Below are 17,711 nucleotides of genomic sequence, written 5' to 3'. Positions count from 1 at the left end.
TTTTCACATAAAAAAAGAGCGTCCAAGACGGCGGCCGGCGCTCATCTCAGACACTCTATATCCGAAACCGGTATCCCGCTCCCCAGATCGTTTCAATATACTGCGGGTTCGACGGGTCCTGCTCCATCTTCTCTCTCAGCTTGCGGATGTGGACGGTGACCGTCGCGATATCCCCCATGGAATCCATCCCCCATATGTGATCGAAAAGCTGATCTTTGCTGAACACGCGGTTCGGATTCATCGCCAAATAGGCCAGCAAGTCGAATTCTTTCGTCGTAAAAATGACTTCTTTCTCATTGACGAAAACGCGGCGCGCGGTTTTATCGATCATCAGCCCGCGGATGCGGATTTCGTCGTTCCGGGACTCGCGGCGGCCCATCAGGCGTTCGTACCGGGCCAAATGGGCTTTGACCCGCGCTACGAGTTCCCCCGGGCTGAAGGGCTTGATAATATAATCGTCGGCGCCGATGCCGAGACCGCGAATTTTATCGATGTCTTCTTTTTTCGCGGATACCATAAGGATCGGAATGTCTTTTTCGGAGCGGATTTTGCGGCAAATTTCGAAGCCGTCCACTTTCGGCAGCATCAAGTCGAGAATGATCAGGTCGTAGTCCGTGCTCATCGCGCGCTGGAGCCCCTTGTCGCCGCTGTTCTCAATATCGGCTTCGTAGCCGTTGATCTCCAGATAATCCCGCTCCAATTCGGCAATGCTTTGCTCGTCTTCAATAATCAAGATGCGGCTCACTTCAATTCCCCCTCAGGCTTGCTTAACGGCAAAGCGATATATACCGTCGTTCCCCGGCCGACTGCGCTGGATGCCCATATCAGCCCGCCGTGCTCTTCCATAATTTGCTTGGCGATGGCGAGCCCCAGTCCGCTGCCTCCGGTAGACGAATTGCGCGACGGGTCAGCCCGGTAAAACCGGTCAAAAATATGCGGCAGCGCTTCCTCCGGAATGCCTTGACCGTTGTCTTCTATATGAATGACGGCTTGACCGTCAATTTCTTTCACGCCGATCCAAATTCTGCTATCCGCTTCTGCACTGTACTTGACCGCATTTTCGATAATGTTCAAAAGCACGCGCTTGAGTTTCTCGCGGTCCGCCGTCACATGGCACGGCCTGTCGGGAAGCTCCATCAGTTCAAAACGGATGCCCTTCTTCTCCATATCCATTTGCAGCTCCTGCGCGCAGTCCAGCACATATTGGCCCAGATCGACGCGTTCGAACTGAAACGGCACTTTACCCAAATCGAGTTTGGAAAACAAAAACAATTCGTCGATGAGCCGGTCCATATCCGTCGCCTTGTTATAGATCGTTCTGACATACCGGTCCAGCTTATCCGGCGAATTGGTGACGCCGTCCATAATGCCCTCGACGTAACCTTTGATCGCGGTGACCGGCGTTTTCAAATCGTGCGAAATATTCGAAATCAGCTCTTTGCGGTTTTCTTCGTATTGCAGCTGCAAATCGACGGAGTGCTTCAGCCTGCGCCGCATTTCTTCAAAAGCGATGCTGAGCTGGCCGATCTCATCGTCGGAATGAGGGACGACCTCGAAATCGAGGTTGCCTTCTTTAATTTGCACGGCAGCCTGCTTCAGCGACCGCAAAGGACGAATGATGCTCCGCGAGACCAAATAGGTCAATACGCCGTTCGTGAGAACCAATATGCCAATAAAGGCGAAAATGAACGAGTTGGAAAACTGGTGCAAATATTTTTGAAAATTGCTGCCGTCCAGAAAAACGAAAACAGACCCTTTGCTCCGGTCGGAAAAGGTAAAGTCCTGCTGCCGAGTTATCCACAGCGAGCCTTGACTTCGATGAAATTTGCCGGTGGAAGTATCGCCATAATCGGGAAGCATCGCCGGGTCTAAGGCATCCGCCTGTTTCAAATAAGGAGAAGCGTACGCAATTTCGTTATTTTTGCGGACGATCAGGCCCATGTTGATTTTGTGCAGCCGGTCTTCCAGTTCTTTGACAAACTGCGGGTTCAGAAACAGATCCGGCTGGCCTGCCGATTTTGTTTTAATGTCGGCGAATATTTCGGCCTCCTGATCGATGACGCGCTTGATCGGATTGCCCTGGCTGTAATCTACATCAAATAACGACTTTATATTGCCCAATGTCGCAATGCCGATCAAAATTACGGCTAGCCCGGAGAGTACAAGCGGCACAAGAAGCATGGCTATATAGGAAAGCACCAGCCGTAAGCGGATGGACATGCGAATCAGAGCTCCTTTTTATCAAAAAAATAATACCCTGCTGTAAAAAACAATATACTACATGCAGCCAAAAACATAAACACGCTCCATATTTTCCCTCCGGCGAGCGATGCCCCGATCCACAGCATATGCCAATCCGTGTAAGCTGTCGGCGAGTATGCAGCGATTTGCGGGAGGAAAAACGCCGCCACCTTGAAGGCGAGATACACCAGGATGCTGACCGTCAATACGCCGCTGCTGCTGGTGAAGAACTGCGCCAGGAATACCGCCGCCAGACTGAGCGCGAACAAGGGCGCGAATGCGACCGTATAGGCGATAAACCAATCAAGCAGCGCAGCCGGGCCGCCAAAATGTTGAAAAAACAACGATGCGCCGATCGACGCCAGCAGCGCCGCGGCCAAATACAAAGCGATGTAAATGCCCAAGGCGATCTGCTTGGAGGCAAACACCTTGAGCCTCGAAATCGGCCGGGTCAGCGTGATTTTCATCGTCCGGTCCCCCATCTCGCCGGAAAACGAATCGGCCGCACCCATGAATACGAAGAGCGGGAGGAAAATCCCGGTGAACAAACCGAGCATAAGGATCGGAAAATCCTGCGATGCGATTGCGCCGATGCCGATCCCGTTCTGAAAACGGGATAGAAGCAAGCCCGCCGTTACCGGCAGAAGCAAAATGACGGCCAGGAAAAAGAGCGTCTTCTTTTTCGAGGCTATTTTGATCGTCTCGTTGTAGATGCCCGCCGTTAAACTATGCATGAAGGGCCACCTTCCTGACTTCTTTGATTTCGTGCAAATACGACGCTTCCAGCGATTCGTGCTCTTCAAGCAGCTCCTCGACAAGAGCCTCCCGGATCAGCCTGCCCTGGTGAATAATCCCGATGCGGCTGCACATCAGCTCCATTTCATGAATGAGATGGCTGGAGATGAGGAACGTAATGCGCTCCTCGCGCGCCAGCCGCATAATGGTTTCCCGGATCTCCACCATGCCTTCGATATCCAGCCCGTTCGTCGGCTCATCCAGAATCATCAGCTCCGGGCCGGACAGCATTGCAGCCGCCAGGCCAAGGCGCTGTTTCATGCCGAGCGAATACCCGCCGACCTTTTCATGCTGAAAAGGCGTCAAACCGACGATCTCCAGCACTTCGTCGACCCGGTTTTTGCCGGTCTGCGGATAGAAGCGAGCCGCGAGCTCCAAATTTTTTCTGCCGCTCATATACGAGTAAGCCTCAGCGGTTTCGATGAGCACCCCCACCTTCTCCATCGCCTGCTCATATTGAGTGGAGACATCGTAACCGAACAGCTTGACCTTGCCCCGGTCCGCCCTGCACAGTCCTGCCATGATTTTCATCACGGTCGTTTTGCCGGCCCCGTTGGGCCCGAAAAAGCCGTAAATGTCGCCTTGGCGGACCGTCATCGTCACCTCGTGGATGCCGCGCGAATTGCTGTATGTTTTTGTGAGACTATCGATCTCGACTATCGGTTTCATGTCATCTGCCTGCCTTTCCGTCCGAGCGGCGGGAAAAGCCCCGAATGGACGCTCTCCCCGCTCCCGCTTCATCATTACTGTTCTTGATCAAAATGCCCTTCGCCGAGTTTCACGGTTTCCACTTGCTTGCCTGTGAGATCCACTTTGTCCGGAGTCGTGGCGTTCAGGTTGGACAGGCTCATACCCACGTTCAGCACAACATCGTGACTCGCTCCCTTGCCGTCTTTGCCGGAAATGCGGATCTGCGCCGTCTGGTTCGTGATGTGATTGTCCGCATCTACCGTCGCGTTGACTTCCACTTCATCCATCTTGATATCCTGCGTCAGCTGCGGCAAGCTGTTTTTCAGACTGGCCACATCGATGCCCAGCGTTTCCGCCGCTTTAGGCATAGGCTTGTTGGCGTTGTCCGCGGTGCTGTGCTTGATCAGCAGCGAGCCTACCGTGTTGACAACCGGAGGAATTTGACTGCCGGACAGCTTGAAGTGAATATCTTTGGCGTTACCGGCTGCGTCGTTCATCGTTACGTAGTTTTTGAGATTTCCGACGAGCGCATCCACCACGTTCTCCGCCTCTTGGATCATTTCCGGATTGGCTTCGTGCTTCGAATCCGCGAATTTGCCGTGTTTGCCGGCGAAGTTCGAATGGTCCAGCACTTTATACACATCGGATTCTCCGGTTTTTACAATTTGCTTGCCGTCCTGGTTGTATACCTGAATCGTCTGCTCGTCCGCACCGCCTTTCACCGTGATTTGGGCGCTTCCGGCCTGTCCGGCCCGGTCCTGCTTGATCGTGGAGCTGACATTTAACAAAGATTCGCCGTTATCCTGCAGCGTGACTTGAACCTGTCTGGTCACATTCGTTACAGCCGCCGTACTTTTCACGGCCGATTTGAAAGTCTCGTAGCCGGGCGCGTCCCCCACCCCTGCATATACCGAAGTGACCAGCATCATACTCCCTACCGCCACGCCTAAACCGATCATCGCCAACTTTTTCATATCTACCTGTTTCCTCCTCCTATATGCTGCCGGCTTCGGCCGGCCCGCTGGGAGTCTGCCCGACGGAATTACTTTTGCATATACACCTTCTACGTGGTTCATCGAACAGACTCCTAGTTCGAAGCGCCTTCGCTTCTATATATCCATCATATCTCCCAAGACTTAACTGCCGATAAAACAGTTCTAAAGCTGCCCTAAAACAATTCTTAATTTTTTCTAAAGTGCCGAAAAAAGGCGGGCAATTCTTATAGGTGTTTGGGCTGGAGCGCCAAGCCCCAGTTCCCGCTTGGGCAGCAGCAGCCGGCGAACGACTAAAAGAGCAGAGTCGCCACGACAAGCATAACTTCGTGCGTTCCATCGGCCGGAAACCCAAAATAGGCCCCCTTCACAACGAGGGGGCCTCGGGTTTCGCCACGGCCGTCCGCAGGGCGCGGGGCGCGGATGCGGGGCGCGGGGCGCGAGGCGCAACTGCAGGGCGCGGGGCGCGGATGCGGGGCGCGGGGCGCGAGGCGCAACTGCAGGGCGCGGGGCGCGGATGCGGGGCGCGACGGCGGGGCGCGGGGCGCGATGGCGGGGTGCGGGGCGCGGATGCGGGGCGCAACCGCGGGGCGCGGTTCGTAGCTGCATGACGGGCGGTCATGAGCCAGCTTGCGAGCCAGAACCGAAGAAAACCTGCAAAAGTGCAGTTTTTTCCCGCGGAAATGGTTCATTTTAGCGAAAAGCCTGCGAAAGTGCAGGCTTTTTCGATGAAAATGAACCCGAGCTCCTTTGCGCGGCGAAAAGCCTGCACTTTTGCAGGAATTCTCGTGATCAGCGCATACCGGGCGCAAATTCATGTATTTTTGCAGGTTTTCTTCGCACCGCAAGGCGGATTCTGGCTGTCGGCCATGGCGTGCGTTTTTTTCAATCGCACTGCGCGCAGCTCCCATCGCGCGGTATTGCGCTGCATGCTGGCAGTCGGTCGACCACAGCCTAATAGGCCCCCTTCACAACGAGGGGGCCTACGTTTGCGCCATGCCGGCCCTTTAGCCTGCCGGCACTGCAATCATCCACTGCGCGGGCACAGCCGCTATTTGATCTGCAAATTGACCAGCAGCGCTTTGTGGTCCGATAGTTCGGGCTGCGGAGACGTGGTATAAGAGAGGATCTTCACGTTCGGATTGTACAGGAAATGGTCGATCCGCCACAGGTAATGGCCGCCAACTTCCCATGTGGTCGGGAACAGGCTTCCCGAATATTTTGCGGCATCGTTCAGCTCGCTGCGGAGCGCATCTAGGCTGCCCATGAGCAGCGTCGTATTGAAGTCGCCCGTGACGAACAGCGGCTTGTCTCCTACTTCATCGATGAAGGCTTGCGCTTCTTCGAGTCCAATGGTTCGGCTCTGATGGCGTCGCTCGGCATAGTCCCAGAACGCCTTGGTCATTATGGGGTTGCCCAGATCGACGTGCGGCTCCAGATGCATGCCAACGACATTCAGCTCCTTGCCGCCGACATCCAGCGTCAGCAGCAGCGCCTGCTTGGTGGCAGAGAGCGTATGCCGCTTCACGTGGTACTTGCTGATGACGGCGAACTGATCCTCCGTCACTACCTCATAACCCGGGAAGGCGGCCTCAATCTCGGCCCGCTTGTCGATCAAATACGGCTTCCAATCCGGCGTATTGTACAGATATTCCTCCAAAATATACAGATCCCGCCTGCTCTCCTTCAGGAAGGTGTACATTTGGGAGGGCTCCTCGCCCTGATTCCAGAACTCCGTATTCCAGTCCATCACCTTCACACTGTCCCCATCGCCGCTTGCCGAAGCCCTGGAGAAGTGAAGCGCATCGAAGTTGATGTCCGCCCGCGGAATGACCACAATAAGCAGCAGCAGCGAGCAGATCAGCAGGAATGCCTTGCGTCTCGCCCGAATGAGCAGCAGGGCGCTCAGCATCGGCAGGAACAGGACGAAAAAAGGCGGGACGCTGCTGACGACATTCCACCAAGCCGCACGTCCGGCAATGAATTGCATACAGATGAATACGACCAAAACAAGTACAACTGCAGCGACCTCTCTCCAATTGCGCTTAGAAAAAATATTTCGCATATTTGATCGCTCCTTGGTTCCAAAGCGAATTATTCCCAAGCCCCGTCGAACGATCCGTCGTCTTGCGCTGATGCTCCAGATACCAGCGGTAATTGCGGACGAGGGAGTCCTGATTCGAATATTTCGGACGGTAGCCAAGCTGATTGATCGCCTTATCGAGCGAGACATAATGATTGCGGTTCAGCTTCATATATAGACGCTTGTAGAACGGCGACAGCTTCAGCTTCTCCAGCACATACAGCGCCGCGGTCATCGGCAGAGCAGGAAAGCAGATGATCCGCTTGCCGAAACCAGCTTCATCCATAACCGCCTGATAATCCTCGCGGATCGAAGCGAACTCTTTGGCCCCGATATTGAACAGATCGTTGACCTTGTCCACGTCATTGATCATCGCCATGTAGATCGCCTGGCACAGATCCTCAACATCGAGCAGCTGATAGCGGTTCGTCCCTTTGCCCAACATCGGGAAATGCCGGCCTTCGCTCGCCCACTCGTACAGAATGGCGAAGGTGCCCAGCCGATGCAGGCCAAGGAACGAGCGAGGTCGCAGAATCGTGACGCATTTGCCCTGCTCACGCCATTTCTCGCATAGCCCTTCGGCAATGATTTTCCCCTTATTATACGGGTCGTACGGCCGCACCTCATCATTCTCGGTCGTCGGCGCCTTCTCCGGAACGCCATAGACCGAGGTCGACGAAATGTAGACGAAGCGCTGCGCCCTGCCGGTTTGGAACGCCCCATCCAGAAGTGTGCGCGTGCCGTTCACGATAATGTCGAGAATCTGCTCCTCCGTGAACGTCGGTGAAGCCGATGCGCAGTGAAGGACGATGTCGATATCCTTCATCACCTCTTCCACCTGCTGCCTGTCCCGGATGTCGCAGCGGACGGTCTTGAACTTCATGACATGCTCGGGCGGATGGACCAGATCCATCAGAACCAGCTCATAATCATCCTTGGCATAAGTCTGCAGGTACTCGACCATGTTTTTGCCGAGCACGCCGTTATTGCCGGTAATCAGCACATTTTTCTTCATCGATGGTCACTCCCCGTATTTATATTTAAGACGAAACTCTTTGCTGCCGAAATATTCAAAAAAACCGCGTACGAAGCCCCAGAAGCAGACGGCCGTAATTCCCCAATGCACACCGATAAAATAGAGCGTGAACAGCAGCCCCTTCTCCTTGAGCACAAACACATACTGTCCGAAATCCGTCAAAATGAAGATCGCAAGACTTGCGATCAGCATGTAGAAGAAATAAGGATGGACGACGGATAAGGGCAGCAGCAGCGTGCTGAGTCCGACGAACAACATACCGAGCCCGCGAAGCGGGGTTTCGAATCCTTTGGTAAATTTCTTGCGGTGGAAGTAAAAAGGAATCCGCTGCCGGGCACGCTCATGCATTTTTCTCGCCAGCCGTTTGAACCGGTGCTCTTCATCGTGATAGCCCATGACCGCGCTGGTCAGGAGAAGCTTGTATTTCTCATTGATCCGATGGCCAAATTCGATATCCTCGGAATTGTTCAGCTTTTCGTCGAAGCCGCCGAGCTCGATAAATACCGATTTCTTGACCGCGCCGAGAGAGAAGAAGCCGGCCGTCACATACCCTTCCGAGCTGATCCGCCAATAATAGTTCTGAAGTGTCCGGTATTCCTCGAACAAGCTGTCGTTGAACAGAGCTTCCTTCGCATAGATGCCGCAAACCGAGCCAAGCGAAGGGTCAAGTTCGAAGGCGCGGACCGTATGCTCGATCGCATCGGGGAACAGGGCCACGTCGCTGTCGAGGAAGAACACAATCTCGCCCTTCGCGTGGGCAACGCCGGTATTGCGGGCTGCGGAGACGCCGTTGTTCTTCGTTTGAATGATGGTGCACGGATACTGCCGCGCGATCTCAACGGAATTGTCCGTACTGCCGTCGTCGACCAGGATAACCTCGATCGGCTCGTAGGTTTGATGCATCAGCGAATCCAGACATTTGGGCAACGTTTTCGAGTAGTTATAGTTCGGAATAATGATAGAAACCAAAAGATCGCGGTTCATGCCATGGCTCATACCATTCACCCCTTCCATTGTTCTGCAGCCGGCTTCTCCTGCATAATCTGCCGGTTTATACTGAGGCCGAACAGCTTGTGCTTAATGTAGAAGACCGACAGTACCCAGTACGTCAGGCTGAATTTATATTTGTTCATCATGTACTTGAGATTTTTCATCGACTGCATCGTCCGCTCCGCCACGTTGAAGCTGCTGTCATGGAGCAGATGATAGCTTCTGATGCTGCTGTCCTTGTTGAACGCCAGCCGGAGCCTGGAGAGACGGATGCCCAGATCCAGATCCTCATGCCCCCAGCCCTTGAAGTTGTCATCGAACATACCTACCTTAATCAGATGCTCCCTGCGGACCGATACATTGCCGGTATAGAACGACAGCCAGTTGAGCCTGCTGGTCGGCTTGATCGGCAGCGGCTTATGAAGCTCCTGATCGACCAGTTTCGCCTGCAAAATCGCCAGCCGCTCCTCCTGATTGCCATACTGGAACAGTTCCTCGATTTCCTTTTCCGTAAACAGCACATCCTGTCGCTCGCCAAGCAGAATGCACGGCTTCCGCTGCCCTTCGATATGCTTCTTCACGAAGTCCGCCCCCGGTACCCGGTCGTCGTCGAGGAACACAACGATCTCGCCTTTTGCCTTCTCGATCCCCAGATTGCGGGCAGCCGACCGGCCGACATTTTTCCCGCAGACGACCATGACCGGCTTATAGGCGAATTTCAGCTCCCTGAACGCCGCCACCATCGCCGGGTCGCAGCCGTCGAACACAACAATCACTTCCGCATCCCGGTCAATCTGACCCTCCAGCCCCTGCAGCGTTAACCGGAGCCGGGACAGCTTGTCCTTGGTCGGTATGACAATACTGATCTTCATACGCCCTCATCCTCCATCATCCGGGAGTGCCTTTTAGGCCTGCATCTGCTGTATGGAAGCCGTCTGTCTCGCCTGCTTGAGATACTTGAACCGAATCAGCAGGACGAACGTTCCGAGCAGTACGCATTGGGTGATAAGGTTCGCGACCATCGTTCCCCAAATCCCGTTATATTTCGTCAATACCAAATACACCGCAATCAATAAGGGCAGCGGAATGCCAAGTGCCGTCAGACACATCATGGCCCCCTTCTTCCCCTCCATGGAGAATACCGAATGGAAAATCCAGTAGATGAAATGAAACCCTGTACTCACGGATACCAATCCGACATACGTCCAGTTCAGCGGATACCCTTTGCCGTAAAAGAACAGCAGCACGACACACAGCAGCATGTTGCCGATGATCGCAACCGGAAGCAGCAGTGGGATGAACCTGACGATCAGGCTGTACACCCTGCCCTTGTCCAACTGAGCTACCGTCGGCAGAAAGACGACCGCGAACACCTCATGGAACAGAAGATTGAAGAAGTTCTTCACATTGACCTGATAGACCGAATACATGCCCACGTCATAGCTGGAGCAAAAATAATTGACAATGAACAAGTCGCTGGCAAACAGAATGTTCGAGAACAGCAGACTGATCATGGTCACGCCGCCATACCGGTACAGCTTCCCCGCCATCTCCTTGGAGAAGGTGAATTTGCTGCCCCGCAGCCCAATCAATGCGATGAGTGTGAACAGCACGAAGCTGACGATCAAAGCGATAATGAAATACGGGTACGTATCCAGCCGGGTATAGCAGGCCAGCACGATGATGAAGAACACGCATGTGCCGATTAATTTGGCCACACTGAGCAGGAAGAACTTCTGCTTCGCCCTCAGCACCGATTCGGACACCATCGAGAAATTAAGCGCCACTGCGAACACAATGCTGAGCGTCCACTCCGTCGCCGATATATGCCCGAACACATTCATCGCCTGGGTCACACTGAGATACAACGCCGTCCATAGAATGACCAGTATCGTATTGCAGACCACAATCGTCCCTATGATCTGCTGCTCCTGCAGCTTGTCCTGCTCGGAGGGCTGGTCGGAATGGGCCGGGTAGTACTTGATGGTCGAAAGATGAATGCCGAATACCATTGGAATGATGAGGAAATACGCGATATTTTGCACCAGAGTGATATCCCCGAGGGCAACGACACCCAGATGCCGGGCAGCCAAAATGAGGCCGGCAATATTCAGAACAGCCGCTACCATGCGGAAAATAAACACGGTGCCCAAATTGCTGAAAAAGCTTGCGATCGCCCGATTGCTCAACAATCCGGAGGCGAGCCTGCCTGCGCGTTCCCGGGACAATGCCTTCATACTCATATTCATCTACCCTATTTCCACTTGGATTGGTTGTACTGCCGCCGCTTGCGGCTACACGATCACATTGCTCTGCAGAGATACGTATACGACAAGCCACAGCAGCAGGATCAAGCGCATCGGCTTGTCCCTGAGCAGCACAAGCTCCGGACTTTCCCCGTATTCGGTTTTATTAGTCAGGTACTGATATCTTAGAATGCCGTACAGAACAAGGGGGATGGTGACAATCAAATACTTGGATTGTGTCTCGTTGATGATGAAGTAGGAGTAGGTGAGAATGGAGCAAGCGGTAAGCATCGGGATAATTTCATTGAGCAAGCCGATCGAGTATTCGCTTAAGCTTTTGCGTGTGTGCGTGGAGTGGTCTGCCAGCGTCAAAATTTCTTTGCGCCGTTTATTGAAGCCGAGGAACAAGGTGAGGAAGGCGATGCTGAGCAGGAACCAGATGGATACTTTGCCGCTCGTAACGAGACATCCGGCCAATGCCCGCAGGACGAAACCGATTGAGATAATGATGACGTCGATCAGTACATACCGCTTGAGCTTGAAGGAGTAGAATAGGTTGAGGATAAAATAACTGAGAATGACTGCCCCGAAATAGATGTTCAACAGAAAGGACAGCAGCAGCGTGCATGGCCCCAGAATAAACAGGATCACAAGCGCTTGATGAATCTTGATATGTCCTGCCGGCAGCGGCCTCATCTTCTTGACGGGATGAAGCCGGTCAGCCTCAATATCGACAATATCGTTGATGATATAGACGCAGCTTGAGATGCCGCAGAACAGCAGTAAGGCCAGTATGGTGTTCTCGACCATGCCGATAGTCATCTGGTGGAACGAAATCAGAACGCCGGCGAAAATAAAGCCGTTCTTCGTCCACTGCTTGTACCGCAGCAGCTTCATGATGTGCCCGAACAACGGCATTCGGTGCTTAACGTTTACCCAGATCTTGGGAATCGTTGCAATGGTTTCATCGCTATCCATATAGGGTTACACCCCTTTTCTATTAAATTTCATTGTGTTATATCGCAGCAGCCGTATTCAATCGATGGAGCTGCTCAGGGCTGAGAACAACCTCAAGCGCATCCAGATTCTCCTGAAGCTGCTCTACAGTGCTCGCTGCAATAACCGGAACAACCGGCGGCTTGCTTTGGAGCATCCATGCCAGAATGACCTGGTTTTTCGTAGCCCCCGTCTCTTCGGCAATCTCCCTCAATACCCGAATACGCGCCTCGGCGTCCGCTCCGGTGTACTGATGGGGAAGCTCGCGGTCCGAACGGGTGTATGATCCGTTAAGCAGCGGGGAATACGACAACAGCGTCACATCGTCATGCGATGAGCAGTACTGCAGCATTTCGTCGGATACACTGATCTGCACGTCGAAATCCGCTCCCGGCTTCGGACGCAGGTACGTATACCGCTGCTGGATGCAACTATACGGTGTCCAGCCATTGGCATGCGCAATCGCTTTGGCACGTTCCAGCCGGTAGGTATAGTGGTTGCTGCAGCCCAGCGTCCGGACCTTGCCTGCCTTGACCAGCCGGTCGAACGCTTCAATCGTCTCCTCAAGCGGCGTGCTCATATCGTCGATATGCGCATAATACAGATCAATGTAGTCAGTTTGCAAACGGGTCAGACTTTCGTCGACAGCCTTCATAATCGCAGCAGCGGACAGTCCTTCCTTGGCATCGAAGCCGCCTCCCTTGAAGGTCGGGTTCGCGCCGACTTTCGTCGCGAGGAAGATTCGGTCGCGGTTGCCGCGCTCCTTCATCCACTCCCCAAGCAGGGTTTCACTCTGGCCGCCTACGCCCGCTTCGCTCCAGAATGCGTAGTTGTTGGACGTATCCAGAAAGCTGCCTCCTGCATCCAAATAGCGATCCAGCAATCCGTACGATACCTCTGTGTTGTTGCGTGTGCCGAAATTCAAGCAGCCCAAACAGATTTGGCTTACATTGGAGCCGCTTTTGCCCAGTTGTACCTTTCTCATCAATAACCCTCCCTTTATTGGCGCAGAGCAGTTGTCCTTGCTCTCTCGCCTTCTTTCCTTGCAGTTCCTGTCTGGCCCGCATCTGTGAGTATAACCTCATTCGAGGCCGTTACCGGTACCGGTACTCACCTCCCTCATAAAATAAAAAATAGAGATGCATTTGCAATAGAATCGTTTGCATTGCCGTTGCAGTACTGTATGAAATTTTGTCAACATTTAAGTTGCAAACGATTCTCACTTGTAGTGTGACGCTAGGATGTTCCATTTTTCAACACTTTTGGCGGATTTCATTGATCTGATGCCCTGGGCACATGACCAAGTAATAAACGGGAATGTTCCGCGAACGGATACTATCGAGCATACAATGGAAATAATTGTATTTTTCATGTAGGATAACACAGATTGAATGCTTCCGCTTGTGTCCAAGGAAGCAATTACGGCTGCGCTCCCGGGCGAAACGACTGACCTAAGTCTTGGGACACGCATCTCTGTTTGTAGCTATTTGTCGAAAAAAAACGTTGTTAGAAAAACCTCTACTCTATCAAGGTCTTTCGAAGATGAGCGACAGCGTTTACATGCTCTTCATCTCCGATCCGCATTGCGGGCCGCTTTTCAACAAATCGCGCCGCCGGAGCCTTGGCTTTTCTGCTGCGAGTTGAGCATCATGACTGCATATAGGCTGCTAACGCTGCATAGCACCCGTCATTTCGCATACACATACCTTCTACTTAGGTTCACCGGACAGACTTCTAGCGGCATACCTGTCAACGCTCCGGAAAACCTGCAAAAGTGCATCTTTTTGCGCCTTAGTACGCTTGCTGCGAGGAATTCCTGCAAATGTGCAGGCTTTTCATCGAACATGCGGGCTCGGGGCCGCTTTTACCGAGAATTCCTGCACTTTCGCAGGCTTTTCGCCAAAACGAGCCGCTTTCGCGGAGAAAGCCTGCACTTTCGCAGGTTTTGCAGACGAGGGCCGCTCCCACCACGCAGCTTCGCAAAAACGGCACAGCGAACAAGCTGTGGGCGGAAGCGTCCCTTTTCAGCGGTGGGATACTCTGCGCAGTGTAATTTTTATCAAAAAAAGGCCCGATGAGCAATCTCATCAGGCCCTGCCCGGCTTGGACCGGCAGACCAAACCAAACCGAAACCGTTGTCGCTCCCCCGTCATGATCCCGCCCGGAATTAGAACGTGCGCAGGATGATAACCAACAGGATGAAAAGCACGAGAATAACAGCCGTGTTCGTGTGGAATCCGAAATGTGACATGGTTATTCCTCCCTTCCGCGCATGGAACTTTACCGTTCCCGCTTGATACATATCGTATGAGGCACAGGGCGGATGGGTATGGACTGCCGTCTATATTTCCGAAAGAAAAGGGGTAAGCGCCCCTCTGTAAAACAGATCCAGATGATGCTGCGCCCGGGTGCAAGCCGTGTAGAACAGCTTGCGCTCCTTCGGCTCCGCGTAGACATCGGCCCCGGCGTCGTAGAGGATCACCGCGTCGAACTCGAGCCCTTTGGCGAGGTACGCGGGCACGACCATGACGCCAGCCTCGTAGTGCTGCGTCTGCTTGCTGATCCGCTGCAGCTCCGGCAGCAGCGGGAGCAATAGCCCGTGAGCGCGGACGGCCTCGCTCTCGGTCTTGCAAATGACCGCGACGGACCCGGCTCCGCCGCCCAAGCGCTTGCGGACAGCCGCCGCCACCTTGCGGCTGAGGTCGGCTTCGTCCGCCGCGCGTTCGACCCGCGGCGGCTCGCCGCTCCGGCTGAACGGCTCGACGGGCTCGCCGTGCGGCAAAATCCGGCTGGCGAAATCGGTGATTTCGCGGGTTGAGCGATAGCTTTTGACCAGCCGGACGGTTTCCGTCTCCTGCTCTTTCATCAGCTCGCTGATGGAGGCGAACTCCCCGCCCTGATCCGCGTGCGTAAAGATGCCCTGGTTCCAGTCCCCCAGCAGGGTAAAGCGCGCGCGGGGGAACAGTTTTTTCAAATACGCGTAATGAAAAGGCGAGTAATCCTGCGCCTCGTCAACAACGACGTAGCGGATCGTGTTGACCGTCTGCTGGCCTTCGATCAAGCCTTTCAGGTACACGAGCGGCGTGGCGTCTTCGTACAAAATCCGCTCCTGCCCGAGCCGGGCGGCGGCGAATGCGCGAATCGTCTCCCAGGCCGCAGGGACCGCTTGCCCGGCGGCCCCAGTCAACTGCGCGTGGAGCGCAGCATTTTCGTACAACTCGCGGTACATGCCGAGCACATCGATGTACGCCAGACTGCGGGCCCGCTCCTTGAGCGGCTCGATCGCCCGGTGCGCCTTGGCGCGGCTCATTCGCTTCATTTCCTGCTCGGTGCCCAGGTAAGTCGGCTCTTTGGTCATTTTGCGGTAAAACCGCTTTTCCGCGTCGGCCTGAATGCCGTTCAGTCTCTCCACAATCCACTCCGTGAGGTGCTCCATCCGGTCGCCGAGCGACTGATTCGAAGCTTTGCCGTAAAAGCGGCTGCCAAGCTCCTCTGCGGAGAGCAAAACTTTGCGGCCGACCGCGAAGTCGCGGAAGCGGATGCCGGCGGTTTTCAACTTTTCGCCGTACGCTTCGATAACTCCGAGAAAAGCCGCCGACGTTTTGTAGCGAATGCTTTCCAGCCGGGCCGCATAGTCCGGGTCCCGCTCGCTCCCGGTCAGCAAATATTCAAGCTGGTCGTACGGGTCTTCAGCCGACAGGCCTATCCCTTCAAGCTTGTGCGTCAAATAGTCCTGAAAAGTCGTCTGCTGCATGTTCGTTTCGCCGAGCTCCGGCAGGACGTTGGACACGTAATCGCTGAACAGCGAGTTCGGAGAAAACAAAATCATATTATCGGCGCTGAGCGTCGTCCGGTATTTGTACAGCAAGTACGCGATGCGCTGCAGCGCGACGGACGTCTTGCCGCTGCCCGCGGCGCCCTGCACGACGAGCACTTTGTGCCGGTCGTCGCGGATGATCCGGTTCTGCTCGCGCTGGATCGTCGTGACGATGCTGTGCATCTTCTCGTCGGCGCTGCGGCTGAGCATCTGCTTCAGCATGTCGTCGCCGATGCTGATCCCGGTGTCGAACAGATCCTGCAGTTCGCCGCCTTTGATGATGTACTGCCGCTTCAGCAGCAGTTCGCCGCTTACGTCCATCTCCGGCGTCCGATAACCGGCCGGCCCCGGCGGAAAATCGTAAAACAGACCGGATATCGGGGCGCGCCAGTCATAAATCAAAATCTCATCGGTTTGCGGATCGACGAAGGAGGCTAGCCCGATATAAATTCGTTCCGGGCGGCTCCCCCCTTCCTCTGCAAAGTCGATGCGGCAAAAATAAGGCGCGTCCACTACGCGCGTCAGCTTGCGGAGTGCGTCTGCCGCCAGCCTGTAGCTGCGCTCCTGGCGAGATAGCGCAATGCTTTGCTGCGTAATGCTGGCCGCCGTTTCAATAACATCGTCGTCGTTATCGGCGTTCACCGAAATATCGTCCCAGAAGTTGCGGCGGATCGCCGATACGTCCGACTGGCGGGTATCCACGGTTTGGGCAAGCTCTGCGATGCGCGTTACCATCCGTTCCCGGACTCCGGCCAGCCGGCTTGCTTCCTGCTGCCGCTCCTGTTTGTCTATAGCCATGCGATAATGTTCCTTTCCTCAAAGCTTGATCGTTTTATGAAGATATGCTTACTTTACTTATACACCCCATGGATCAATTCTTCAAATTCGGGCTCTTCCATATGCACGTCGTCGATCTCGCCCCACTCGCTGACCGTGTTCAGCACCTCCATCGCTTTCAGCTCCCGGCGGTTGCAGGCCAGCGTAAGCGTGCGGTCTCCCTGCACCTCGATGCGGAACGGAAGCTCGCGGCCGGCCGGAACCCTATAGCCGCCGCGAAACGTAATCTTTATCATCGTCGGCAGGCCGATCCTCTCCCGCAGCTCGCCGATCGAGCCGTCGTAGCCGATCTGGCCGTGGTTGATGACGATAACCCGCTTACAAAGCTGCTCGATATCGTCCATATCGTGCGTCGTGAGCAGGATCGTTTTGCCGAAATCACGGTTCAGCGCCTCCAAAAAGCCGCGTATGCTGCGCTTGGCCACGACATCAAGGCCGATAGTAGGCTCATCCAGAAACAAAATATCCGGATCGTGCAGCATCGCCGCGGCCAAATCGGCCCGCATCCGCTGACCGAGCGAGAGCTTGCGCACGGGCGTGTGCAGGAACTCGCCAAGCCCGAGCAGTTCCTCCAGCTCTCCGAGCCTGCGGCGGGCGTCCGCTTCCTCGACCCGGTACATCGCCGTCAATATTTCGTAGGAATCTTTGACAGGCAAATCCCACCACAGCTGGCTGCGCTGCCCGAAAACGACGCCCAGGCGGCGGACGACGCGCCTTCGGTGCTTTTGCGGGCTCAGCCCGTGAATCAGCACCTCCCCCGATGTCGGGTGAAGGATGCCGGAGAGCATTTTGATCGTCGTCGATTTGCCCGCTCCGTTCGGGCCGATGTACCCGACGAATTCCCCGGATTCCACGGTAAAGCTCACGTCGCGCACCGCTTCTTTTTCCCGGTACTTTCTAGAGAACAAGCTCCGCAGCCCGGCAAATTTTCCTTCTTGGACGAGCGGGGTTTTGAATGTTTTGCGCAGATTCGTTACGGTAATCAAAG

General features: G+C 54.6%; 15 protein-coding genes. All 15 read right to left on the bottom strand.

What is annotated here, in order from left to right; all coding sequences use genetic code 11:
- Positions 1-55: 55 nt before the first annotated feature.
- The gene (locus AC3G2T_RS01085) at positions 56-751 is read right to left on the bottom strand and encodes a response regulator transcription factor (RefSeq protein WP_474682277.1); all 696 of its coding nucleotides are present in this window, start codon (positions 749-751) and stop codon (positions 56-58) included.
- The gene (locus tag AC3G2T_RS01080) at positions 742-2,220 is read right to left on the bottom strand and encodes a sensor histidine kinase (protein ID WP_488434227.1); all 1,479 of its coding nucleotides are present in this window, start codon (positions 2,218-2,220) and stop codon (positions 742-744) included. The genes AC3G2T_RS01085 and AC3G2T_RS01080 overlap by 10 nt, the downstream gene beginning before the upstream one ends.
- A 5-nt stretch (positions 2,221-2,225) precedes the next feature.
- On the bottom strand, positions 2,226-2,975 hold the full coding sequence (locus tag AC3G2T_RS01075; RefSeq protein ID WP_488434226.1) for a DUF2705 family protein: 750 nt from the start codon (positions 2,973-2,975) through the stop codon (positions 2,226-2,228).
- On the bottom strand, positions 2,968-3,705 hold the full coding sequence (locus AC3G2T_RS01070; protein ID WP_488434225.1) for an ABC transporter ATP-binding protein: 738 nt from the start codon (positions 3,703-3,705) through the stop codon (positions 2,968-2,970). The genes AC3G2T_RS01075 and AC3G2T_RS01070 overlap by 8 nt, the downstream gene beginning before the upstream one ends.
- Before the next feature lie 74 nt (positions 3,706-3,779).
- Positions 3,780-4,700 (bottom strand): hypothetical protein, encoded by a 921-nt coding sequence (locus AC3G2T_RS01065; RefSeq protein WP_474682189.1) that lies wholly within the window; start codon positions 4,698-4,700, stop codon positions 3,780-3,782.
- A gap of 1,069 nt (positions 4,701-5,769) precedes the next feature.
- Positions 5,770-6,783: an endonuclease/exonuclease/phosphatase family protein gene (locus AC3G2T_RS01060; protein ID WP_488434224.1), complete on the bottom strand. Its 1,014-nt coding sequence runs from the start codon at positions 6,781-6,783 to the stop codon at positions 5,770-5,772.
- Positions 6,764-7,816, bottom strand: a complete 1,053-nt coding sequence (locus AC3G2T_RS01055) for an NAD-dependent epimerase/dehydratase family protein (RefSeq protein WP_488434223.1) — start codon at positions 7,814-7,816, stop codon at positions 6,764-6,766. Before AC3G2T_RS01055 ends, AC3G2T_RS01060 begins: the two co-directional genes overlap by 20 nt.
- Positions 7,817-7,822: 6 nt before the next feature.
- On the bottom strand, positions 7,823-8,833 hold the full coding sequence (locus AC3G2T_RS01050; RefSeq protein ID WP_488434222.1) for a glycosyltransferase family 2 protein: 1,011 nt from the start codon (positions 8,831-8,833) through the stop codon (positions 7,823-7,825).
- Positions 8,834-8,838: 5 nt separating this feature from the next.
- Positions 8,839-9,699 (bottom strand): glycosyltransferase family 2 protein, encoded by an 861-nt coding sequence (locus AC3G2T_RS01045; RefSeq protein WP_474682185.1) that lies wholly within the window; start codon positions 9,697-9,699, stop codon positions 8,839-8,841.
- A gap of 33 nt (positions 9,700-9,732) precedes the next feature.
- Positions 9,733-11,076 (bottom strand): oligosaccharide flippase family protein, encoded by a 1,344-nt coding sequence (locus AC3G2T_RS01040; protein ID WP_488434221.1) that lies wholly within the window; start codon positions 11,074-11,076, stop codon positions 9,733-9,735.
- A 45-nt stretch (positions 11,077-11,121) separates the two neighbouring features.
- Positions 11,122-12,051, bottom strand: coding sequence for a decaprenyl-phosphate phosphoribosyltransferase (locus AC3G2T_RS01035; protein WP_488434220.1), 930 nt, complete (start codon positions 12,049-12,051; stop codon positions 11,122-11,124).
- A gap of 37 nt (positions 12,052-12,088) precedes the next feature.
- Entirely contained in the window at positions 12,089-13,054 is a 966-nt protein-coding gene (locus AC3G2T_RS01030; protein ID WP_474682182.1) for an aldo/keto reductase, read from the bottom strand.
- Positions 13,055-14,236: 1,182 nt separating this feature from the next.
- Positions 14,237-14,320, bottom strand: a complete 84-nt coding sequence (locus AC3G2T_RS01025; protein ID WP_474682276.1) for a YjcZ family sporulation protein — start codon at positions 14,318-14,320, stop codon at positions 14,237-14,239.
- Positions 14,321-14,410: 90 nt separating this feature from the next.
- Positions 14,411-16,684, bottom strand: a complete 2,274-nt coding sequence (gene helD, locus AC3G2T_RS01020; RefSeq protein ID WP_488434219.1) for an RNA polymerase recycling motor HelD — start codon at positions 16,682-16,684, stop codon at positions 14,411-14,413.
- Positions 16,685-16,737: 53 nt separating this feature from the next.
- Positions 16,738-17,709, bottom strand: a complete 972-nt coding sequence (locus AC3G2T_RS01015; RefSeq protein ID WP_488434218.1) for an ABC transporter ATP-binding protein — start codon at positions 17,707-17,709, stop codon at positions 16,738-16,740.
- Positions 17,710-17,711: the final 2 nt, after the last annotated feature.

The organism is Paenibacillus sp. sgz302191, from assembly GCF_057749925.1.
This window is presented reverse-complemented; position numbering and strand designations above follow the sequence as displayed.